Source organism: Pseudomonas sp. BN606, assembly GCF_029873115.1.
In the GTDB taxonomy this organism is placed as follows: domain Bacteria; phylum Pseudomonadota; class Gammaproteobacteria; order Pseudomonadales; family Pseudomonadaceae; genus Metapseudomonas.
Genome location: NZ_SSOF01000042.1, coordinates 16,216 through 37,221, shown reverse-complemented (window position 1 = coordinate 37,221; position 21,006 = coordinate 16,216). Strand labels below are relative to the sequence as shown.

The window sequence follows — 21,006 nt, the reverse complement described above, 5'->3', positions numbered from 1 at the left end:
CGCTCTAGCGGAACGCCGCACGCACGAACCTGCGTAACTGCGAGGGTGGGTGCGACACATCAGGCCGGTGTCAGGCACTCCGGTCCATCTAGCTTGGGATTGTTCACCAGTGTCGCCAGGGCGCGCTCGCGCAGCTGCGGGCCGGGCCGGGCCAGCAGTTCCTGCAACTGAATCGGCGTCGAATCGGCGGCCAGCCAGAGGCGCTGGCCCTCCTCATCCAGCACCAGCGGGCGGCGCAGGCCGGCAACAGGCTGGGTGACCATCGCCAGGCTGAGGTATTCCACATCGCCAACCGGGTAGGCTTCCCAGAGAGCGGCGAGGTACATGCTCCCGCCTTCGGCGCTGAGCCAGTAGGGCCGCTTGCGCACGCCACGCCACTCATAGAACCCATTGGCCAGGATCAGGCAGCGCCGCGAGCGGAAAGGCTCACGGAACATCGGCTGGTCGGCCAGGGTTTCGACACGGGCGTGCGACGGGGTCTTGGACAGATCGGTGAGCCAGGACGGCGTCAGGCCCCAGCGGGCCATGTCGGCACGCAACTGGCCGTCCACCTCGCGCAGCATCAGCACCCGGCTGCCGGGAGCCAGGTTCCAGTGTGGTTGGTGGTCGGCGGGGAAACCCGGAAGGGCGGCCTGAGTGGGCGACCAGCGGAACAGTGCGAAACGTCCAGACATGAGGCAGCCAGTTCGTGTGCGGGAAATCAGCAGAGCAGAGTCCCGGGGTAACTGTCGGGCTCTTCACCCGGCAGGGGTTGCGCGGCATTGTACGCGGCGATCAGCCTGCTGGCGCGTTCGGCGTCCTCGTCCTCGACCAGCAGGCCGAGCAAGCCGAACATAGGCAACTCGCCGATTCCGCCCAACAGATGTCCACCGGCCAGATGGGCCTCCACGCCCTCGCTGGCGAGCATGCCCAGCAGCAGTTCGGCTTCGATCAGGTCCCTGGGCTCATAGATTCGTCGCATCAGTCGTCCTCCCGGCGAACCTCCAGTGTCCAGTCCTGGCCATCGGTCCAGAGCAGGAAGAGGATGGGCCGGCAGCACACTGGACAGTCCTCGATGTACTGCTGTTCGCCACCCGAGAGATCGAGCACGGCTTCAGCCGGCTCGCCGCAATAGGGGCATTGGTAGTCCTCTGTCTCCAGCATCCCGCCTCCCGTGTGACTTGCCTGTATAATCGCCGGTCTATTTGACGCCCCGTATGACGGGGCCTCCATCCTTTATCCAGCCGATTCCAGAACAAGAGTGACCAATGGGCGAATTTGAAGCCATCCGACCCTATGACGATGCCGAGGTCCCGGCGGTGCTTGCGCGCCTCTTTGCCGACGACGCCTTCCTCGGCACCCTCACCCGCTATCGTTTCCCGAAACTGGCGGGCCCGCTGGGCTGGCTCCTCAAGCCTGTTATAGCTCATCGGCTGCGCAGCGAGTTCGCGAGCATCAACTCGGTGGCGGCCTTGCAAGACCGCATTGAGCCCTATGTGGACAACACCATCGAGCGCGCTACCGATGGCGTGACCTATTCCGGCGTGGAGCGCCTGAAGCCGGGTACCGCCTACCTGTTCCTGGCCAACCACCGCGACATCGTGATGGACCCGGCCTTCGTCAACTACGCCGTGTACCACGCAGGGCTGCCGACGCCACGCATCGCCATTGGCGACAACCTGCTGCAGAAGCCCTTCGTCAGTGACCTGATGCGCCTGAACAAGAGCTTCATCGTGCATCGCAACCTCGCCGGGCGCCGCGAGAAGCTGGCGGCGTTCCAGTTGCTGTCGGCGTACATCAACCATTCGATCCAGAAGGATGGTCAGTCGATCTGGATCGCCCAGGCCGAAGGCCGCGCGAAGGACGGAGACGATCGCACCGATTCGGCGATCCTCAAGATGTTCCACATGAGCCGCAAGGACGAAGCGTTCGCCGACGTCATTCGTGACCTGCACCTGATCCCGGTCTCCATCAGCTACGAATACGATCCGTGCGACCAGGCCAAGGCCCGCGAACTGCAGGTCCGCGCCAGCACCGGCAGCTACGCAAAGGCCCCTGGTGAGGACGATGCGAGCATTGCCCTCGGGATCACCGGCTACAAAGGCCGCGTGCACATCACCTTCGGCAGCGAAATCGGCAGCTCCAGCGAGGACGCCAAGCAACTGGCCCAGGAAATCGACAAGCAGATCCTCGGTGGCTATCGCCTGTTCCCTGTGCATTACCTGGCCTACGCCATGTGGGGCGAGCGCGCCCCCGATCTGCACGTACCGACTGCCGCCGATATCTTCAAAGGCGATGAACTGGCTCGCGCCCAGGCCGAGTGGCAGAAGCGTCTTGACGCTTGCCCGGAGGAGCAGCGTCCTTACCTGATCCAGCAATACGCCACCCCCGTACGCAATCAGTACCGGATCAAGGCAGGACTGCCCCTGTAAGGCGGAGTCAGAATGCAAAACGGCGACCCAGGGGTCGCCGTTTTTTATTGAGCAAGAGGCACCGGAACCTGTTCACGAGCTGGTGGCTGAGGGCGCGAAGTAAATGAGCAGCCCGAAGCCAAATTCAACGCACTCATTCCAACGTGCAACAGGTCGTGGGCAAGTTCTCAGAGTTGGGTACTGGCCCAGGACACCCCCAGGGCCACCGCCAGGCTGAAATAGCCGAAGGCGTAAAAGAAGCGGTTCAGACGCCGGGCACCGTCATCCTGCATATCGGCCGCTTCGTCGAGTTCGCTGTCGGCAACCAGGCGGGCAATGGAACGCTGTTCCCGCAGCCGGGTAGCCAGCAGCACCCAGGCACCAGCACAAGCAAAGAACACGGCCAGGCCATTGACGACCTGTGCGGGGTGGGCCAGGAACATGGCCCAAAGCGCCTGCAGCGACATCTCAAACTCCGCTTCAGGCGGTGCGACCATGCACTCAACCTGCAAGACAAATATCTGCCCACCCTGATCCGGGGGGTCTATCGGAAGACGCGAGTTTACCGAAACCGACGCCCGCCCATTCGCTCCTTCCGACGAATGCCGCCGGACTCGCGGAAGACCTCACGCGAGTCCGGAGGCAAGAAAAAGCCCGGCGCGTGGCCGGGCTCTCTCGGACAAGGTCCGCTTACTGCTGAGACAGAACCTGACCGATGGTCGGGTCCTTGAAAGCTCGGGTCATCGCATCGCTCAGCACATCGGTTACCAGCTTGGTGTTGGTCTGCTGGTTCGGCGCGGTACCGAAGCGCTGGTTCAGCGAGGCGCCGTACTTGCCGCTGTAGCGGCGGCTGCTGTTCTGCACGTCGACGCGGAAACTGGCACTGATGTTCGCCTCGGTGACGTAGGTCTCCTTGGGAGACTGGTACTTCAGGTCAGCCAGGGTCAGGGTCAGTTGCGGAGCGTTGTAGGCGTTCGGCGACGGGGTGAAGCCCAACAAGCGCACAGCGGCCTCGGCCTCGGCTTGCAGACGCGGCAGGATGTCCTGGCCCTGCACGCTGATGGCACTGGTATCGGCATAGATACCGCCACGGGTGCCGAGAACCGGAGAAGGACGACCGTCAGCAACACGCACCACCACCGGCTGGCCCTGGCCTACAGGAGTCAACGGGCCGGTCAGCTTGGGTTGCGGGCTGAGTTGTTGCGGACTGAGGGCACAGCCGACCAGGGTCAGGCTGAGGGCGGCCAGCAGGCCAAGCAACGGGCGTTTCAGCATGCTTTATCTCTCCAGGAGTGAAGGCAAAACGGCCGGCAGTATAACCACCCGACCGAGGTACTGACAGAGCGCCAGTCCCCATGCAATGTCAGACCGCCATCCTCGGGTGCGGTTCCTGTCATTCCCCTGTCACGCCCCCCTGGCATAAAGGCGTCAGTCCCACAGGAGTAGTCAGGATGTTCCTTCTCTGGTCCATGCTCGCCCGCCGCCCGCAACGCCGCAGTTTCGCCCTTGTGGATAACGCGGGGATCTGCCGTGGCCTGCACCACGGAATCGACCGTCCGACCAGCGGCAACTGGGTGGAAGTGAGCGAAACCAGTCTCGCCTGGCTCGACCAGCCCCTGCCCGCCAGCGCCCGCGTCGCACCGGTCGTCAGACAGCCTTCGCGCCGCAACGCGTTGGCAGCCTGACCGGTGGATGAATAAAAGTCACACCGAGCGCCCTATTCCGTCCATTTCATCGTTATAATCGCCCCCCGATTATAAGGTCGTCTCCTGATCGGGCCTCGCAACACCGCACCTCGCGCCAGCTTGGGCATCCGCACAGCCCCACAGAGAGCCGTCCACTTTTCGCGCTGCCACTTGTTGGCTTGCCGCATCCTTCCGCCCGAATTGCAAACGCTTTTTTGCAGGGACGCATGCGTAGCAACACGTATGCAGACGGAAGCGGCCTGCCTGGGGGTAGCCGATCCTTTTGAGGTTCACGTCTCCAAAAGAGCGTGAGATGACGGTTTTTCACTACTTCACAAGAGAGTGGCGAGCAAATGGCGCAAAACGATTACGAAGCAGTGGACGTGTTGCTGGTCGGGGCCGGCATCATGAGCGCTACGTTGGCGGTACTGCTTAAAGAGCTCGATCCCGGCATCAAGCTGGAGATCGCCGAACTCCGGGAATCGGGAGCCATCGAGAGCTCCAATCCCTGGAACAACGCAGGTACCGGCCATGCAGGCCTCTGCGAGCTGAACTACACGCCCCAGGCGGCCGATGGCTCCATCGACATCAAGAAGGCCGTCAACATCAACGCCCAGTTCGAGGTGTCCAAGCAGTTCTGGGCCTACATGAGCGGCAAGACCGCGTTCGGTTCGCCCAAGACTTTCATCAACGCCGTCCCGCACCTCTCGTTCGTGCGCGGAGAAAAGGACACGGCCTTCCTCAAGAAGCGTTTCGAGCTGCTCCGCCAGCACCACGCCTTCAGCGAGATGGAGTACACCGAAGACCGCGCCACCATGGCCAAATGGACGCCGCTGATGATGAAGGGACGCGATGCGTCCGAGAAAATCGCCGCGACCCGCGCCATGAACGGCACCGACGTCAATTTCGGCGCGGTCACCAATCAGCTGCTGCAGTACCTCTCCAGCCTGCAGGACACTCGCGTCAGCTATTTCCAGAAGGTCACCAACCTCAGTCGCACCGACGAAGGCTGGAAAGTCAGCATCAAGAACACCCAGACCGGCGCCAATCGTGAAGTGTCCGCGCGCTTCGTGTTCCTCGGTGCCGGCGGCGGCGCACTGCCGCTGCTGCAGCTCTCCGGTATCCCCGAAGGCAAGGGTTTCGGCGGCTTCCCGGTCAGCGGCCAGTGGCTGCGCTGCGATAACCCCGAAGTGGTCAAGCAGCACCAGGCCAAGGTCTACAGCCAGGCCGAAGTCGGCGCCCCGCCGATGTCCGTGCCGCATCTGGACACCCGCGTGGTCGACGGCAAGAAATCCCTGCTGTTCGGACCCTACGCCGGCTTCACCACCAAGTTCCTCAAGCACGGCTCCTTCATGGACCTGCCGCTCTCGGTACGTCCGAGCAACCTCGGCCCGATGCTGGCCGTGGCTCGCGACAACTTCGACCTGACCCGTTACCTGGTCAAGGAAGTGATGCAATCCCAGGAGCAGCGTCTCGATGCCCTGCGCAAGTTCTATCCGGACCTGAACCCGGCCGACTGGCGCCTGGAAGTGGCCGGCCAGCGCGTGCAGATCATCAAGAAGGACGCAGGCAAAGGCGGCATCCTGCAATTCGGTACCGAGCTGGTCTCGGCCGAAGACGGCAGCATCGCGGCACTGCTGGGCGCCTCCCCGGGCGCTTCGGTGACCGTTTCCATCATGCTCAACCTGATCGAGCGCTGCTTCGCCGAGCAGGCACGTTCCGAGCAGTGGACAGCCAAGCTGAAGGAAATCTTCCCGGCTCGCGAGAAGGTCCTGGAAAGCGACGCAGATCTGTACCGCGAGATCAGCGCCCGTTCCGATGCGGCACTTGGCCTGACAAACGTCAACACCGCGACCCAGAGCATCGCCTGAGCCTCGGCAGTACGCTGAAAGAAAAAACCGCCCTTCGGGGCGGTTTTTTTATGTGCGGCGTGCACTTCTCACCCACAAAAAAGCCCGCTCGATGGCGGGCTCTCTCGTCTGCGCATGGGATCAGCCACGAGCGGCCTTGATCACTTCGATGTAGGGCTCGGCCTGGCGCTGGTCCTGGATCAGCGCGATGAAGTCGTTGCCCTTCTCATCCTTGGCATCGAGGTCGTAGCCGGCCTCGACGAAAAAGCCGACGAAACGCTCGAAGTCGTCGATGCGCAGGCCACGGTATGCCTTGATCAGTTTGTGCAGCGAAGGCGGAGTGGAGTCGGCCGGCTCGACCGCGAGGAACAGCTTGATCGAGTCTTCGGAGATTTCTTCGCCAATCACCTGCTTCTTGTCTTTACGCATCGCTCACATCTCTCGGGCCGGGTATCACGGGGCGGGCAGTTTACCCCCGGCGGGCCTGCGCGCTCAACGCAGGCGTACTGCACCGCTGTGCAGGTCGGCCCAGACATGGCCGTTGGGGTAGCTGAGGAACTGGCAGTACACCGGTCCGTTGCGCAGCAGATCGAGCACAGCCGCGTACTGCGCCATCGGGTAATTCAGGCTGAGAATACGGGTTTGCGGGTCGTATCCGGGTTTCTTCAGGCTCTTGCCCTCGACGTCGAACTGGATCACCACCTGACGCACATCGGCGCCCTTGCTGAGCGGCTTCCCCTTTAGGCGCAGCACGGCAGGCGACGTGATGGGGATCGGCTGCTGGTTGGACTGACGCTGGCTACCCAGCACAACCGAGTACTCGGTGATCTGGATCAGTTGCTGCTGATCGGGCTGTTCCTGGCGCAGCGAGAGGTCGTCTGGCGGCAGGAACTGGGCGTGCATGGGGGTGTTTTCGGCGGCGGAGAGAGGCAGGCTCAGCACTAGGGCCAGGCAGGCCCCGATACGCAGGGGAAGGGACATCGACAACTCCGAATTCAGCGGGCGAACACTCTAGCGCGGGGCTTTCGGACAGCGGCATTCGACCCTCGCCGACTTAACTTCCCGAGCCTGCCTCCTATACTCGGGGCCTCTGCCACAGGAGCGACCATGTCCCGATATCTGCCTCCCCTATTCGCGGCCTTGCGCCAAACGCTGCGCGATGGCTATTCGCTCGCCGACCTGCGTGGCGATCTCGCAGCCGGGACCACGGTCGGCATCATCGCCATCCCCCTGGCCATGGCACTGGCCATAGCGGTCGGCGTGGCGCCGCAACATGGCCTCTATACGGTACTGCTCGCGGCGCCGCTGATCGCCCTCACCGGCGGATCACGTTTCAACATTTCCGGGCCTACCGCTGCCTTCGTGGTGATCCTGTTGCCCATCACCCAGAAATTCGGCCTTGGCGGCCTGCTGCTCTGTACGTTGATGGCCGGACTGATTCTTATCGCCATGGGCCTGGCACGCTTTGGCCGGCTGATCCAGTTCATCCCCTACCCGGTGACCCTGGGTTTTACCGCCGGCATTGGAATCGTCATCGCCACCCTGCAGATCAAGGACCTGCTCGGTCTGCAGTTGGCCGAGTCGCCGCAGAACTACGTGGATCAATTGCACCTGCTGGCCGGCGCCCTGCCAACCGCACACCTGGGCGATGCCCTGGTGGCCATGGTCTGTTTCGCGGTGCTGGTGATCTGGCCGCGCCTGGTGCCCAAGGTGCCGGGTCATCTGGTAGCGCTGGCGCTGGGTGCCCTGCTCGGGCTGCTGATGGAAGCGATAGGTATTCCAGTCGCAACCCTGGGCGAACGCTTCAGTTACGCAGTGGATGGCATCAACCACCCTGGCATTCCACCGTTCCTGCCAACCTTCGCCTGGCCATGGATGCTGCCCGGCCCTGATGGCCAGCCCCTGGGCCTCTCGTTCGAATTGATTCGCCAGTTGCTCGCACCGGCCTTCGCAATCGCCATGCTCGGTGCCATCGAGTCTCTGCTTTGTGCCGTGGTGGCTGACGGTATGGCAGGCACGCGCCACGACCCCAATGCAGAATTGGTCGGCCAGGGTCTCGGCAACCTGGTTGCTCCGCTGTTCGGCGGCATCACCGCCACTGCGGCAATCGCCCGGAGCGCCGCCAACGTGCGCGCAGGTGCCCGTTCCCCCATCGCGGCCATCATCCACGCCGGCGTGGTATTGCTGGCCATGCTGCTGCTAGCGCCGTTGTTCAGCTACCTGCCCATGGCCGCGCTGGCGGCACTGCTGTTGATGGTTGCGTGGAACATGAGCGAAGCGCGACACGTGGTGCACACCCTGCGCATCGCCCCGCGCAACGACGTACTGGTCCTGCTCACCTGCCTGGTGCTGACGGTCCTGTTCGACATGGTGCTGGCAGTGGGTGTCGGCCTGCTGCTGGCTGCCGGCCTGTTCATCAAACGCATGAGCGACCTCACCGACGCTGCGCCCTTGCCCCGCCACTTCCACGAAGCCCTGCGCGATCTCCCTGAACAGGTGTTGGTCTACGCCATCCGTGGTCCGCTGTTCTTCGGCGCTGCGGAAAAGGCGTTGAGCGTGCTGCGCCGCTTCAATCCCGAGGTGAAGGTGGTGATCGTCGAGATGGCCGCGGTACCGATGCTGGACATGACCGCGCTGGCGGCCCTTGAAAACCTGCTGCACGACTACGCTCGCCAGGGCGTGGGATTGGTGCTTGTGGGCACTTCACCCCGTGTGCGGCTGAAACTACGCCGCGCCGGTGTACATCGGGAGAGTGGTCGCCTGGCCTACGTACAATCGTTGGAACAAGCACGGGCCAAGGCGATGCAGTGGCTGCAGGGCGATGCGCCTCAGGAGAACAACGAGCGCATCCAGGCCGAGTAATCGGCCACCCCTGGCTCGCCCTCACGGGGCGCCCATGCGGGCAGCTCGCCTTCGCCCACTGGGCGATAGGGGCCGGCCTTGCACTCGAACAGCAGGCTGTCCGGCTCCAGCACCACCAGCGCGTGGAACACGCCCGGCGGCAGGTCGACACCGACGCATTCGCCGCCCGCCGCCAGCTCGCGTTTGTCGACGACCTTGCCGTCCTCGTCGAAGATCAGCAGGCCCAGGCGCCCCTTGAGCACCAACAGGCTTTCCGCCTTGTCAGCGCTGAGGTGACGGTGCGGCGGGATGTAGGTTCCCGGCTGCAGCCCCACCGCCATGCGATGGCAAGGTTCTTCCATGGCATGGAAGTTATGGTGCTGGCGCTTGCGCGGATTCGCCGCGGATTTGTCGGCCAGTTCGGCGAACAGGGCCTGATCGAGGAAGCGCGGCGATCTCATGACTCAGAGCCCCTTGACCGCGAAGATGCCGGCGGCGTTGCGCCAGTAGCCCTTGTAGTCCATGCCGTAGCCGAAGATGTAACGGTCTTCGCAGGGCAGGCCCACGTAGTTGGCCTTCAGGTCCGGACGGGCCTTGCGGTCGTGGGTCTTGTCGATCAGCACGGCGGTATGCACGTTGGCAGCGCCGGCGTGTTTGCAGAAATCGATGATGGCCGCCAGGGTGTGACCTTCGTCGAGGATGTCGTCGATGATCAACACGTCACGGTCGATGAAGGAGATTTCCGGCTTGGCCTTCCAGAACAGCTCACCGCCGCTGGTTTCATTGCGGTAGCGGGTGGCGTGCAGGTAGGACAGCTCCAGCGGGAAGTCCAGCTTGGGCAGCAGCTTGCCAGCGAAGATCAGACCACCGTTCATGACGCAGAACACCACCGGATTGCGCTCCGCCAGTTCGCCGTTGATGGCGATGGCGACCTGGGAGATGGCCGCCTCGACCTGGGCGTCGGTGTACAGGCAGTCGGCTTCGGCCCTTACCTGGCGGATGTGTGCGAGATCGGCGGACATGGCAATTCCTCTGGGTTCTGCGGGGAACAGGCAGGGTTCCCGGTGAAAACTTGAACGGGGCGTCAAGATAAAAGTCGGCAAAGGTACCCATCCGCCTGCCCCGGAGCAAGTCCCGACGGACGAGTGTCGACCATACTGCAGCAGGTTGCCGCCGCGTGTGACAGTTCCTTGCTTGACCGCGACATCAGTGCCCGGGACCCACCAGTCAGTGCAGCACAGCCTGTGATCAATGGATTAAGCTAACGCAATTTTTTGCCAGCCCGCCGGAGAACCCTCCCATGCCCATCCGTGAGATCCGCCATCCGCTGATCCGCCACAAGCTCGGCCTGATGCGCCGCGCCGACATCAGCACCAAGAACTTCCGCGAACTGGCACAGGAAGTCGGCGCCCTGCTGACTTACGAAGCGACCAACGACCTGCCCCTGGAAAACTACGAAATCCAGGGTTGGGCCGGCACCGTGCAGGTCGAGAAGATCGCCGGCAAGAAGATCACCGTGGTACCCATCCTGCGCGCCGGCATCGGCATGCTCGACGGTGTGCTCAGCCTGATTCCGGGCGCCAAGGTCAGCGCCGTGGGCGTGGCCCGCAACGAAGAAACCCTGGAAGCCCACACCTACCTAGAAAAGCTGGCACCGGAGATCGACGAGCGCCTGGCGCTGATCATCGATCCGATGCTCGCCACTGGCGGCTCCATGGTCGCCACCATCGACCTCCTCAAGCGCGCGGGCTGCAAGGAAATCCGCGCGATGGTGCTGGTCGCCGCCCCCGAAGGCATCAAGGTGGTCAACGATGCCCACCCGGACGTGATGATCTTCACCGCCTCAATCGATCAGAGACTCAACGAACACGGCTACATCATCCCGGGCCTCGGTGATGCGGGAGACAAGATCTTCGGCACCAAGCAGAAGGAAAACTGATCGATGAGCGACGAATTCAAGGACCCGCTCTGGCGCCAGGTCATTTCCGGCGCCCAGATGCTCTTCGTGGCCTTCGGCGCCCTGGTGCTGATGCCACTGATCACCGGACTGGACCCGAACGTAGCGCTCTTCACCGCCGGCCTCGGCACCCTGCTGTTCCAGTTGGTCACCGGGCGTCAGGTGCCGGTGTTCCTGGCATCCAGCTTCGCCTTCATCACTCCGATCATCCTCGCCAAGGGCCAGTTCGGCCTGGCCGCGACCATGGGCGGTGTGGTGGCGGCAGGCTTCGTCTACACGTTCCTCGGCCTCGCCGTGAAGATCAAAGGCACGGGCTTCATCGACCGCCTGCTGCCGCCAGTGGTGATCGGTCCCGTGGTGATCTCCATCGGCCTGGCCATGGCCCCCATCGCAGCCAACATGGCCATGGGCAAGGGTGGTGACGGCGCTGAGCTGATTCCCTACGCCACCGCCATGTGGATTTCCATGCCGGCACTGCTGACCACATTGATCGTCGCCGTGTTTGGCAAAGGCATCTTCCGCCTGGTGCCGATCATCTCCGGCGTGATCGTCGGCTTCGCCCTGTCGTTCTGGTTCGGTGTGGTCGACACCGCCAGGATCGCCGCCGCGCCCTGGCTGGAACTGCCGAACTTCACCGCCCCCGAGTTCAACCTGCAGGCCATCCTGTTCATTGTCCCGGTTGCCCTGGCCCCGGCCATTGAACACATCGGTGGCGTGATCGCGGTGGGCAGCGTGACCGGTCGCAACTACCTGAAGACGCCCGGCCTGCACCGCACGCTGCTCGGCGACGGCCTGGCCACTTCGGCAGCCGGCCTGTTCGGTGGTCCGCCGAACACCACGTATGCGGAAGTGACCGGCGCGGTGATGCTGACCAAGAACTACAACCCGAAGATCATGACCTGGGCAGCCGTCTTCGCCGTCGGCCTGGCCTTCATCGGCAAGTTCGGCGCCGTACTGCAGAGCATCCCGGTGCCAGTAATGGGCGGCATCCTCTGCCTGCTGTTCGGCTCCATCGCCGCGGTTGGCCTGAACACCATGATCCGCCACCAGGTGGACCTGGCCGAAGCGCGCAATCTGGTGATCGTGTCTGTCACCCTGGTATTCGGCATCGGCGGCATGCTGGTGGGCACCGGTACCGGCCAGGACGACTTCGGCCTGAAAGGCATCGCCCTCTGCGCCATCGTCGCCATCGCCCTCAACCTGATCCTGCCGGGCCACCAGACCTGGAAGCATCATAGCCCGGACGACGCGCCGCATATCTGAGGCGCAAAATGAAAAAGCCCCGCAATCGCGGGGCTTTTTTGTCTTCTGCCTGTTCTACGTGGAAGGCTGTGCCTCGCGGAGCATGGTTTCACCCTGTGGCTCCACGCCCCATTGCTGCAGTCGCTGCAGGCTTTCGCGATAAGGCTTTAGCCCAGCCCACAACAACACCACCGAGCTCGCCACCGCGATGGTGGTGACGATCAGCAACGAGTAGCGCAGGGCCTTGTCGTCGGCGAACACATAGTCGGTCACCAGGGCCACGGCGGTAGGACCGAAGCCAAGACCGATCAGGGTGATCACGAACAGGTAGATGGCCGAAGCCTGGCCGCGCATGGCGTTGGGCATGATTTCCTGGATGGCGGCCGGCGCAACGCCAAAGGGCATGCTGAGGCAAAACACGGTAGGCGCCATCAGCACCGTGACCCAGAAAGCGTCATCCAGCAGGGGAAACAGCACCACCAGCGGCAGGGCGCCGATGGCGGCGAACAGACCGACGCGCATGTTGGCATCCGCCCGCCCGTGCTTGGCCATCCAGTCCGCCAGCCGCCCACCGAAGACGATGCCCAGGCAGCCGAACACGGCCACCAGGCTGCCGTAGATCACGCCGACCTGGCCGGCGTCCCAGCCATGGGTACGGATGTAGAAAGTGGGAATCCAGGCCGCGCTGCCGTAGCCGGCGAAGGCCAGGCCGGCGAAACCGAAGTTGTGGCAGATGACAGTGCGTCGATTGCTGCGTAGATAACGGCCGACATCCGCAAGGGGCACCACTACGCCGGCACCAATGCCGCGCCGCTGCGGCTCACGCACCGCCAGCATCAGCAGAGTGAAGAGCACACCGGCCGCGCCAAGGGCGAGGAAGATCAATTGCCATGGCCGCACTTCGCCCAGCAACGGCAAGTGCACGTCGCCCTGGGCCGACGCGAACTTGATCACCAGCCCGCCTAGCAGAAAGGCCAGCCCGGAACCGAGATAGACCCCCATGGAGTAGACGCTGATGGCAGTGGCGCGCCGCTCCTTGGGGAAACTGTCGGCGATCAGCGAGTAGGCCGCCGGCGACAAGGCCGCCTCGCCCACGCCTACGCCGATGCGGCAGAGCAGGAATTGCCAATAGAGTTTTGCCATGCCGCATGCGGCGGTGGCGGCGCTCCAGAACAGCACGCCAATGGCGATCAGCCCGCGCCGGCTGCGGCTGTCGGCCAGGCGACCCAGTGGAATGCCACAGACGGTATAGAAGAGCGCAAAGGACAGGCCCATCAGCAGGCTCATCTGCGTATCGCTGATGACCAGGTCACGGCGGATGGGCTCCACCAGCAGGTTGAGAATCTGCCGGTCGATGAAGGACAGCACGTAGGCCACCATCAGGATCGCGACGGTGGTCCAGGCTCTCAGGCCCGAGGGATAGCCATTGTTCTTGTTCTGCACTGGGCTCTCCTCGGCGCCGCCGGTGCGGCGCACGACGGTTGAAGAAGAACCCAGCTTAGGTGGCCATGGGCGGCCTGAATACGAGAACGGTCGTCATATAGGCACGCTGAATGCGCGCCATGACCTCTGGTTGATAAGGGCGCCGCAGGAGCGAATTCGCCCCTGCGTGAAGTACGTGGACGAGATCAGAGAGGGCGCACCGCCGTTTCGCAAAGCCGGGCGAGCGCAGAAACCCATTGCGGATGGCTGTTCATACACGGCACCAGCACCAACTCCTGGCCTCCGGCTTCCTGGAACTGCTCGCTGCCGCGCTGGCCGATTTCTTCCAGCGTCTCGATGCAGTCGGCCACGAAAGCCGGGCACATCACCAGCAGCTTCTTCACCCCCTGCTTGGCCAGCTCATCAAGCCGCGCCTCGGTGTAAGGCTCGATCCATTTGTCCTTGCCCAAGCGCGACTGGAAGGACACCGACCATTTTCCGGGCGCAAGCCCCGCACGTTCAGCGAAGGCTTCGGCAGTGCGTTGGCACTGACTGCGGTAGCAGACCGCCAGGACCTCGTCGCTGACGTCACGGCTATCGGGGGCAGTCAGGTCATGCTGTGGATCGATGCTCTTGACCAGTTTGCGGATATGCCGCTCGGGTAAACCGTGGAAGCTCAGCAGCAGGTGGTCGAAGTCCTGCTCAAGGTAGGGCCTGGCGCTGGCCACCAGGGCGTCCAGGTAGTCCGGCTCGGCAAAGAAGGGTGGCAGCACCGAAACATTCAGCGTCAGGCCTCGCTCGCGGATTACACGGCGAGCCTCCTCGATGGCGGTTGTAGTGGTGCTGTCGGCGAACTGCGGATAGAGCGGCGCCAGGGTCACGCGCTTGACACCCTGCTCAGCCAACTTGCGCAGCGCATTTTCGATGGAAGGTTCTCCATAGCGCATCGCCAGTTCCACCGGGCCATGCCGCCAGAGGGGAACGATGGCGTCCTGCAATTCACGACTGAGGACGATCAGCGGCGAACCGTTCGGCCACCAGATCGACGAGTAGGCATGGGCCGACTGTGCCGGACGCTTGATCAGGATCAGCGAAACCAGCAGGCGCCGCAGCGGCCACGGCAGGTCGACGACGTAGGGGTCCATCAGGAACTGATCAAGGTAACTCCGCACGTCCTCCACCTTGGTGGAAGCCGGCGATCCCAGGTTGACCAGCAGCAGCGCGTGATCAGTCATCAAACATCCTTAGGCTTCAGCAGATCGCCGAGTGCCATGTCCAGATCGGTGAATGCAAAGGTAAAACCCGCTGCCCGCAATCGGGCCGGTACCGCACGCTGGCCACCGAGCAACAGCCCGGCCAGCTCACCCAGCAGCAGACGCAGGACGAAGGCCGGTGCCGGCATGAAGGCCGGCCGGCCCAGTGCGCGACCCAGGCTGCGGGCGAAATCGCGGTTGCGCACGGGCTGCGGCGAGCACGCATTATAAGGACCGCGCGCATCGATCTGCTTCAAGAGAAAATCCATCAGTGCAATTTGATCGTCCAGGTGCACCCAGGGCATCCATTGCCGACCATTGCCCAGGGGACCGCCCAATCCCAGGCGAAAGGGTGGCACGAGGCGCTTGAGAAACCCTCCGTCGCGCGCCAGCACCAAACCGGTGCGCACCAGCACCACGCGGATGCCGAATGCCTCGGCGCGTTGCGCCGTCTCCTCCCAGGCCACACAAAGCTGGCTGGCGAAATCATCGGTCACCGGTGGCGATTCCTCGGTCAGCTCCCGTTCGCCGCCATCACCGTACCAGCCTACCGCCGAGCCATTGAGCAGCACCTGCGGCATCTGGCCGCGCTTCTCCAGCCACTCCAGCATCTGCTCGGTGAGCGTGATGCGACTGCCCCAAAGCTGTGCCTTGCGCTTATTGCTCCAGGGCCGATCTGCAATGGGTTCTCCCGCCAGGTTGACGATGGCGTCCAGCGGCTCGTCGCCATAATCGGGAAACTGGCTGATACCACGCACCGTGCGGCCGCAAAGGCTTGCAACGCTCTGCGGCCGCCGACTCAGCACAGTGAGCTGATGCCCCTCCGCCAGCCAACGCTGGCAGAGCGCCCGGCCGATCAGACCAGTACCGCCGGTCAGCAATATGTGCATGGCATCCTCCTCGCATGGCGCTAAGTGCGGATATCGCCCTAGTCTGGTCTATGACGCCTCAACGTGCCCCGGATTGGGCCACGTATCGTCAGAAATGCAGTAGTCCGCGATTGGAAACGATCAACCTGTACAAAGCTTGAATTTTGTACAGGTGTTGTCTAAAGCGTAGCCTGTAGCCATAGGTAACGAGGTAGACCATGAGTGCACCTATCGCCATCATCGGCACCGGTATATCCGGCCTCTCCGCCGCCCAGGCGCTGCATGCAGCCGGGCAGGCCGTGGAGCTCTTCGACAAGAGCCGCGGCAGCGGTGGACGCATGGCCAGCAAGCGAAGCGACGCCGGCTCCGTGGACCTTGGCGCTCAATATTTCACCGCCCGCGACCGTCGCTTCGCCGAAGTGGTGCAGCAATGGCGCGATCGTGGCTGGGTCGCCGAATGGTCACCCAGTCTCTATCACTTCAGCGAAGGCCAGCTGCTGCCCTCCCCCGACGAGCAGATCCGCTGGGTCGGCACGCCACGCATGAGCGCCATCACCCGCGCCCTGCTCGGTGCCCTGCCCGTGAATTTCGCCTGCCGCATCACCGAGGTCTTCCGTGGCGAACGCCACTGGGGCCTTCAAGATGCCGAAGGCCTCAGTCACGGCCCGTTCAGCCACGTGATAGTCGCCACCCCGGCGCCCCACGCTGCGGCCCTGCTGGCCGCTGCACCGAAACTCGCCGGTGCCGCCGCAAGCGTCGCCATGGAGCCGACCTGGGCCGTGGCACTGGGCTTCAGCGAACCGCTGGATACCCGTGTTGAAGGTTGCTTCCTGCAAGACAGCCCGCTGGACTGGCTTGCCCGCAATCGCTCCAAGCCAGGTCGCGAAGCCAGCCTGGACACCTGGGTGCTGCACGCCACCAGCAGTTGGAGCAAGCAACACCTGGACATGCCCAAGGATGCGGTTATCGAACACTTGCATGGTGCCTTCGCCGAAATGATCGGCTGTGCCGTTCCGGCTCCGAGCTTCAGCCTGGCCCACCGTTGGCTCTACGCAAGGCCGAGCCAGGCGCACCAGTGGGGCGCCCTCGCCGATGCCGACTTGGGCCTTTACGCCTGCGGCGACTGGTGCTTGTCAGGCCGTGTGGAAGGTGCCTGGCTAAGCGGCCAGGAAGCCGCTCGCCGCCTGCTTGAGCACTTGTGACCGCTCCGCGGCTCAATCCGCGCAAATTACTGCTCTCGAAGTGGACGGCCGTACGGCCGTCCAGACGCGAACGACACTTCCTCGTCAGCCGCTTGATCTTCGATGAAGGCGGCGTCCTGCAAACCGTGGAACTCGAAGCTGTGCACAGCCACCGCTGCCGGCAGTTGCCCTGGCGCGACCTGACCGATACCCGCAGCTGGCAGATCGGCTGGCGCTGATCCCACCCGTCAAGAACTTGTACAAGTCATTTGACTTGTACAAGACCATCTCTATGATTTCCATAAACCTATACAAACAATCTACTTTGTATAACACGCGTCCAGGTAATAGCCCATGGTCATGCCCTTCGATCTGTCGCAGCGCCCCAAACTGGGCATCAGCGCCTGCCTCCTCGGTGACCCCGTGCGCTTCAATGGTGGGCACAAGGAGTCACGGTTGTGCAGCCGCAGCCTGGCAGCGCATTTCGACTTCGTGCCGCTGTGCCCAGAAGTGGCCATCGGCCTTGGCATTCCCCGCGCGCCCATCCGACTGGTTGGCGACCTCGCTGCACCGCGTGCGGTCGGCACGCGACAGCCGCAACTCGATCACACCGAGGCCCTGACCGAGTTCGGCGAGCTAATGGCGGAGCAACTCGACGACATCAGTGGCTACATCTTCATGCAGAAGTCGCCCTCTTGCGGGCTCGCACGGGTGAAGGTGTATCGGGCCAACGGCCAAGCAGCCGCAGGAGATGGCCGGGGAATCTTCGCCAGAGCCTTCTGCGCCCTGCGCCCGGACCTACCGGTAGAAGAAGAAGGTCGCCTCAACGATCCGGTGCTGCGGGAAAACTTCTTCACCCGCGTTTACGCCTACGCGCAGTGGCAGGCGCTGTGCCGCGAAGGGCTGACGCACAAGGCAATCATCGCGTTCCACTCCCGCTACAAGTACCAACTGATGGCCCACGACCCGGTGCAGTACAAGGTCCTTGGCCGACTGCTCGGCGACATCGGTGAGCACCCGGCAGCCGAGATCGGCCCGCGCTATTTTTCGGCACTCATGACAGCCCTCGGTAAATGCGCCACTCGCGGCACTCACAGCAATGTGCTGCAGCACCTCAGCGGTTATCTCAAGACGCACCTCAGCCGCCCGGAAAAGGCGGAGCTCCAGCGCCTGATCGAGCAATACCGAGGTGGCATCATCCCACTGGTCGTGCCCATCACCCTGCTCAAGCATCACTTCAACAGTCACCCGGATCGCTACATCACCCAGCAGGCCTACCTGCAGCCGCATCCGGAAGAACTCAGCCTGCGCAACGCCCTCTAGCCATGGACACGCCCGGCGAAACCTCGATGGACATCGACTACCAGACCGCACTGTCGCGGGGGCTGCTGCCCATTCGCGAAGTGGCACGCCAGACCGGTGTCATACCGGTGACCCTGCGAGCCTGGGAACGCCGCTACGGGCTCGTCGCACCGCTGCGCACCAGCAAGGGCCACCGCCTCTACACCGAGGACGATGTGGTGCGCATACGCCTGATCCTCACCTGGCTGGACCGGGGCGTCGCCGTTGGCCAGGTCAAGGGGCTGCTCAAGGAGCAACAGCCGCCGGCAGCCCCTGAACCTACGTCGGCCTCCCCCTGGGAAGAACAGCGCCAGCACCTGCTGGAAGCCATTGGCAGCCTCAATGAGCGCCAACTGGACGAGCGCTTCAATGCCTCAATGGCGCTCTACCCTCCTCAGACTCTCTATCGCCAGTTGTTGCAGCCCGTGCTGGAAGAGCTGGAACAACGTTGGCGCGGCCAGTTCGGCCGCCAGGCGGAGCGCGTGTTCCTGCACTCCTGGCTGCGCACCAAGCTAGGCGCGCGGCTCTACCACAACAACCGCCAGTTCAGCGGGGCGCCGATCCTGATGATGAATGTTTCGGACCTGCCAATGGAGCCCGGCCTCTGGCTCGCGGCCTGGCTCACCAGCAGCGCCGATTGCGCAGTAGAAGTCTTCGACTGGCCGGTACCTGCTACCGAACTACCCCTGGTCGTGGCGCGCATCCAGCCTCGTGCCCTAATGCTCTACTCAAGCCAGCCGATCAGTCCCGGGCAACTGCCAAGGCTGCTCAACGGCCATCGATGCCCGTGTCTGCTGGGGGGACCCGCAGCGGCCATCCACCAGGCCGATTCCGTCCCCGGCGTCATCCTGGCCGAAAGCCCGCTCGACGCCTTTCAGGCCCTGTCAGACCTCGGCCTGCTGCACAACCGATAAAGGAATGCTCCATGCGCCAGCTCATCTGGTTCCGCACCGACCTGCGCGTGCAGGACAACACGGCCCTGCAGGCTGCACTCACCGCCGGCCCGACTCTGGCCCTGTACCTCATCACCCCGGGCCAATGGCAAACCCACGACGACGCGCCTGCCAAAGTGGATTTCTGGATGCGCAACCTGTCCGAGCTGGCCTGGGCGCTGGACCGGCTGAACGTGCCTCTACTGATTCGCCACGCCGACACCTGGGCCGAGGCGCCACAGGTGGTACGCCAGCTTTGCCACGATTTCGACATCGGTTCGGTTCAGGTCAATGAGGAATACGGCATCAATGAGGCCCGGCGCGACCACCAGGTGGCCGAGCTGCTTGCGGCAGACAGTATCGTCTTGCAGAGCCATCTCGATCAGTTGCTGTTCCGTCCCGGTAGCGTTCTGACCCAGTCCGGCACCTGCTTCCAGGTCTTCAGTCAGTTCCGCAAAGTCTGCTACCAGCGCCTGCACACAGCCCTGCCGAGTTGCCTGCCACCACCGCGCCCGCAGGAAGAACTGGATATCCCCAGCGACACGCCCCCCATGTCGGTAGAAGGCTTCCCGATACCTCCGGAAAGCCTGCGCCAACTCTGGCCCGCCGGGGAAGAAGCCGCCCGCGAGCGGCTGGACACCTTCGTCCTGGAAGAGCTCTGGTGCTACGAGGAACGCCGCGACTTCCCCGCCGTCCCCGGCACCAGCCAGATCTCGCCGTACCTCGCTGCTGGCGTGCTCTCGCCCCGCCAATGCCTGCACGCGGCGCTACGCAACAACCTCGGGGAGTTCGACAGTGGCAATCCCGGCGCCGTCTGCTGGATCAACGAGCTGCTCTGGCGCGAGTTCTACAAGCACATCCTGGTGGCCTTCCCTCGCGTTTCCCGCCACCGCCCCTTCCGTCGCGAAACCGAAGCGCTGGCCTGGCGCCGTGCGCCGGAGGATCTGGAGGCCTGGCAGCAAGGGCGAACCGGCATCCCCATCGTCGACGCGGCGATGCGCCAATTGCTCGCCACGGGCTGGATGCACAACCGCCTTCGCATGATAGTAGCGATGTTCCTAACCAAGAACCTGCTGATCGACTGGCGCGAAGGCGAGCGCTGGTTCATGCGCAACCTGATCGACGGCGACCTCGCGGCGAACAATGGCGGCTGGCAGTGGAGCGCCTCCACCGGCACCGATGCGGCCCCGTACTTCCGCATCTTCAACCCCATAAACCAGTCGCAGAAGTTCGACCCGGACGGACGCTTCCTGCGCCACTGGCTACCGGAACTCGCTCATCTGGACAAACGCGATATCCACAACCCGGCCGGACTGGGTGGCCTGTTCGGCGTCACCGGGTATCCGCCGCCGCTGGTAGACCTGTCTGCCAGCCGCGATCGGGCACTGGCGGCCTTCAGGAATCTTTCGGAACGTACCGTTTGAAGATGCAGGCGCAATAAAAAACCGGGCGCTTGGCCCGGTTTCCGGTGTTGCAGGTTCGCCTCAGAAGGACAGGCGATAGTGCAAGGTGTAAGCCTCCACGCCATCGTTCGGCTGCTTGATGCCGGCGTTGGAGTAGTGCATGGCGCGCACGCCGACTTCCTGATTGGCGAAACGCAGGCCCAGGCCGATGCGATCCTCGAACTGGAAGGAGGAACCCAGATCGTTGTCTTCCAGGTCGGTGTCCGAGAACACGGCGACGCCGATACCTGCTTCGACGTAGGGCTTCACGGATTCACCTGCGAACTCGTAGACGAATACCGGAGTGAAAGACAGGCTGTGGTTGCTGGCGGTCTCATCGCCTTCCCAATAGGTGTAGGCGGCATCCCAGTAGCCGGTCAGGCGCCCTACATCGGTCTGGAACCAACTGCTGGAGAAGTCGAACTGAGTTCCCAGACGATAAACCATGGTGGAATCGCCAGTCTGGCCAATGTCCAGAGAAACGTCCGCAGCCTGGGCGGAAACAACATGGCCGACGGTGATCGCTGCAGCTGCGGCCCAGCAGAAAAGCTTCTTCATGAAACCAATCCTTTTTCTGAAGTGCAGACAAAAAAGTCTTAAT

At 63.4% G+C, this 21,006-nt stretch carries 24 protein-coding genes; 11 read left to right on the top strand and 13 right to left on the bottom strand.

The window, feature by feature from the left end; genetic code table 11:
* Nucleotides 1–59 precede the first annotated feature (59 nt).
* The 3 genes from E8E75_RS05610 to E8E75_RS05600 are packed head-to-tail and all read right to left on the bottom strand — an operon-like array spanning nt 60 to nt 1,143.
* Entirely contained in the window at nt 60–674 is a 615-nt protein-coding gene (locus tag E8E75_RS05610) for an SOS response-associated peptidase (RefSeq protein ID WP_120654634.1), read from the bottom strand.
* Between the two features lie 26 nt (nt 675–700).
* Nucleotides 701–961 carry a DUF2007 domain-containing protein gene (locus E8E75_RS05605; RefSeq protein WP_120654633.1) on the bottom strand — a complete coding sequence of 87 codons (261 nt, stop codon included), beginning with the start codon at nt 959–961 and terminating at the stop codon, nt 701–703.
* Entirely contained in the window at nt 961–1,143 is a 183-nt protein-coding gene (locus E8E75_RS05600) for a CPXCG motif-containing cysteine-rich protein (protein ID WP_120654632.1), read from the bottom strand. Before E8E75_RS05600 ends, E8E75_RS05605 begins: the two co-directional genes overlap by 1 nt.
* A gap of 104 nt (nt 1,144–1,247) precedes the next feature.
* On the opposite strand from E8E75_RS05600, the gene E8E75_RS05595 reads away from it, so the two are divergent.
* Complete coding sequence (locus tag E8E75_RS05595) at nt 1,248–2,411, top strand: 1-acyl-sn-glycerol-3-phosphate acyltransferase (protein ID WP_120654631.1); 1,164 nt, start codon at nt 1,248–1,250, stop codon at nt 2,409–2,411.
* Between the two features lie 167 nt (nt 2,412–2,578).
* Here the strand turns inward: E8E75_RS05595 and E8E75_RS05590 are convergent, their stop codons facing one another.
* Nucleotides 2,579–2,857 (bottom strand): hypothetical protein, encoded by a 279-nt coding sequence (locus E8E75_RS05590; protein ID WP_120654630.1) that lies wholly within the window; start codon nt 2,855–2,857, stop codon nt 2,579–2,581.
* 223 nt (nt 2,858–3,080) lie between these two features.
* On the bottom strand, nt 3,081–3,665 hold the full coding sequence (locus E8E75_RS05585) for a YajG family lipoprotein (RefSeq protein WP_120654629.1): 585 nt from the start codon (nt 3,663–3,665) through the stop codon (nt 3,081–3,083).
* A gap of 176 nt (nt 3,666–3,841) precedes the next feature.
* Here E8E75_RS05585 and E8E75_RS05580 point away from each other — a divergent pair, with 176 nt between their 5' ends.
* The gene (locus E8E75_RS05580; protein WP_120654628.1) at nt 3,842–4,075 is read left to right on the top strand and encodes a hypothetical protein; all 234 of its coding nucleotides are present in this window, start codon (nt 3,842–3,844) and stop codon (nt 4,073–4,075) included.
* Between the two features lie 353 nt (nt 4,076–4,428).
* The gene (gene mqo, locus E8E75_RS05575) at nt 4,429–5,946 is read left to right on the top strand and encodes a malate dehydrogenase (quinone) (RefSeq protein ID WP_153918510.1); all 1,518 of its coding nucleotides are present in this window, start codon (nt 4,429–4,431) and stop codon (nt 5,944–5,946) included.
* Nucleotides 5,947–6,066: 120 nt separating this feature from the next.
* On the opposite strand, the gene E8E75_RS05570 is transcribed toward mqo, so the two are convergent.
* Nucleotides 6,067–6,354, bottom strand: coding sequence for a PA4642 family protein (locus E8E75_RS05570; protein ID WP_120654626.1), 288 nt, complete (start codon nt 6,352–6,354; stop codon nt 6,067–6,069).
* Nucleotides 6,355–6,417: 63 nt separating this feature from the next.
* Nucleotides 6,418–6,906, bottom strand: coding sequence for a hypothetical protein (locus E8E75_RS05565; protein ID WP_120654625.1), 489 nt, complete (start codon nt 6,904–6,906; stop codon nt 6,418–6,420).
* A 126-nt stretch (nt 6,907–7,032) separates the two neighbouring features.
* Here E8E75_RS05565 and dauA point away from each other — a divergent pair, with 126 nt between their 5' ends.
* Nucleotides 7,033–8,787, top strand: a complete 1,755-nt coding sequence (gene dauA, locus E8E75_RS05560; protein WP_120654624.1) for a C4-dicarboxylic acid transporter DauA — start codon at nt 7,033–7,035, stop codon at nt 8,785–8,787.
* On the opposite strand, the gene E8E75_RS05555 is transcribed toward dauA, so the two are convergent.
* Nucleotides 8,754–9,227, bottom strand: coding sequence for a WbuC family cupin fold metalloprotein (locus E8E75_RS05555; protein WP_120654623.1), 474 nt, complete (start codon nt 9,225–9,227; stop codon nt 8,754–8,756). The genes dauA and E8E75_RS05555 overlap by 34 nt on opposite strands.
* 3 nt (nt 9,228–9,230) lie before the next feature.
* Complete coding sequence (locus E8E75_RS05550) at nt 9,231–9,788, bottom strand: hypoxanthine-guanine phosphoribosyltransferase (RefSeq protein ID WP_120654622.1); 558 nt, start codon at nt 9,786–9,788, stop codon at nt 9,231–9,233.
* Nucleotides 9,789–10,066: 278 nt separating this feature from the next.
* On the opposite strand from E8E75_RS05550, the gene upp reads away from it, so the two are divergent.
* Both upp and E8E75_RS05540 read left to right on the top strand, forming a co-directional pair.
* Entirely contained in the window at nt 10,067–10,705 is a 639-nt protein-coding gene (gene upp, locus E8E75_RS05545; protein ID WP_120654621.1) for a uracil phosphoribosyltransferase, read from the top strand.
* 3 nt (nt 10,706–10,708) lie between these two features.
* Nucleotides 10,709–11,986: a uracil-xanthine permease family protein gene (locus E8E75_RS05540; protein ID WP_153918506.1), complete on the top strand. Its 1,278-nt coding sequence runs from the start codon at nt 10,709–10,711 to the stop codon at nt 11,984–11,986.
* Nucleotides 11,987–12,040: 54 nt separating this feature from the next.
* Here the strand turns inward: E8E75_RS05540 and E8E75_RS05535 are convergent, their stop codons facing one another.
* The 3 genes from E8E75_RS05535 to E8E75_RS05525 all read right to left on the bottom strand — a co-directional run bounded on the left by E8E75_RS05535 (nt 12,041) and on the right by E8E75_RS05525 (nt 15,530).
* The gene (locus E8E75_RS05535; protein WP_120654619.1) at nt 12,041–13,408 is read right to left on the bottom strand and encodes an MFS transporter; all 1,368 of its coding nucleotides are present in this window, start codon (nt 13,406–13,408) and stop codon (nt 12,041–12,043) included.
* Between the two features lie 185 nt (nt 13,409–13,593).
* A complete protein-coding gene (gene hemH / locus E8E75_RS05530; RefSeq protein ID WP_120654618.1) occupies nt 13,594–14,622 on the bottom strand; it encodes a ferrochelatase in 1,029 nt (342 codons plus the stop codon).
* Nucleotides 14,622–15,530, bottom strand: coding sequence for a TIGR01777 family oxidoreductase (locus E8E75_RS05525; protein WP_120654617.1), 909 nt, complete (start codon nt 15,528–15,530; stop codon nt 14,622–14,624). The genes hemH and E8E75_RS05525 overlap by 1 nt, the downstream gene beginning before the upstream one ends.
* Before the next feature lie 197 nt (nt 15,531–15,727).
* On the opposite strand from E8E75_RS05525, the gene E8E75_RS05520 reads away from it, so the two are divergent.
* The 5 genes from E8E75_RS05520 to phrB all read left to right on the top strand — a co-directional run bounded on the left by E8E75_RS05520 (nt 15,728) and on the right by phrB (nt 20,387).
* The gene (locus E8E75_RS05520; RefSeq protein WP_120654616.1) at nt 15,728–16,711 is read left to right on the top strand and encodes an NAD(P)/FAD-dependent oxidoreductase; all 984 of its coding nucleotides are present in this window, start codon (nt 15,728–15,730) and stop codon (nt 16,709–16,711) included.
* On the top strand, nt 16,708–16,929 hold the full coding sequence (locus E8E75_RS05515; protein WP_280358265.1) for a TIGR02450 family Trp-rich protein: 222 nt from the start codon (nt 16,708–16,710) through the stop codon (nt 16,927–16,929). The genes E8E75_RS05520 and E8E75_RS05515 overlap by 4 nt, the downstream gene beginning before the upstream one ends.
* A 115-nt stretch (nt 16,930–17,044) precedes the next feature.
* A complete protein-coding gene (locus E8E75_RS05510) occupies nt 17,045–18,013 on the top strand; it encodes a DUF523 and DUF1722 domain-containing protein (protein ID WP_174235591.1) in 969 nt (322 codons plus the stop codon).
* A 2-nt stretch (nt 18,014–18,015) separates the two neighbouring features.
* Nucleotides 18,016–18,945 (top strand): MerR family transcriptional regulator, encoded by a 930-nt coding sequence (locus E8E75_RS05505; RefSeq protein ID WP_153918502.1) that lies wholly within the window; start codon nt 18,016–18,018, stop codon nt 18,943–18,945.
* Between the two features lie 11 nt (nt 18,946–18,956).
* The gene (phrB, locus tag E8E75_RS05500) at nt 18,957–20,387 is read left to right on the top strand and encodes a deoxyribodipyrimidine photo-lyase (protein WP_153918500.1); all 1,431 of its coding nucleotides are present in this window, start codon (nt 18,957–18,959) and stop codon (nt 20,385–20,387) included.
* 60 nt (nt 20,388–20,447) lie between these two features.
* Here phrB and E8E75_RS05495 read toward each other — a convergent pair whose 3' ends face one another.
* On the bottom strand, nt 20,448–20,963 hold the full coding sequence (locus tag E8E75_RS05495; RefSeq protein WP_120654612.1) for an acyloxyacyl hydrolase: 516 nt from the start codon (nt 20,961–20,963) through the stop codon (nt 20,448–20,450).
* Nucleotides 20,964–21,006 lie beyond the last annotated feature (43 nt).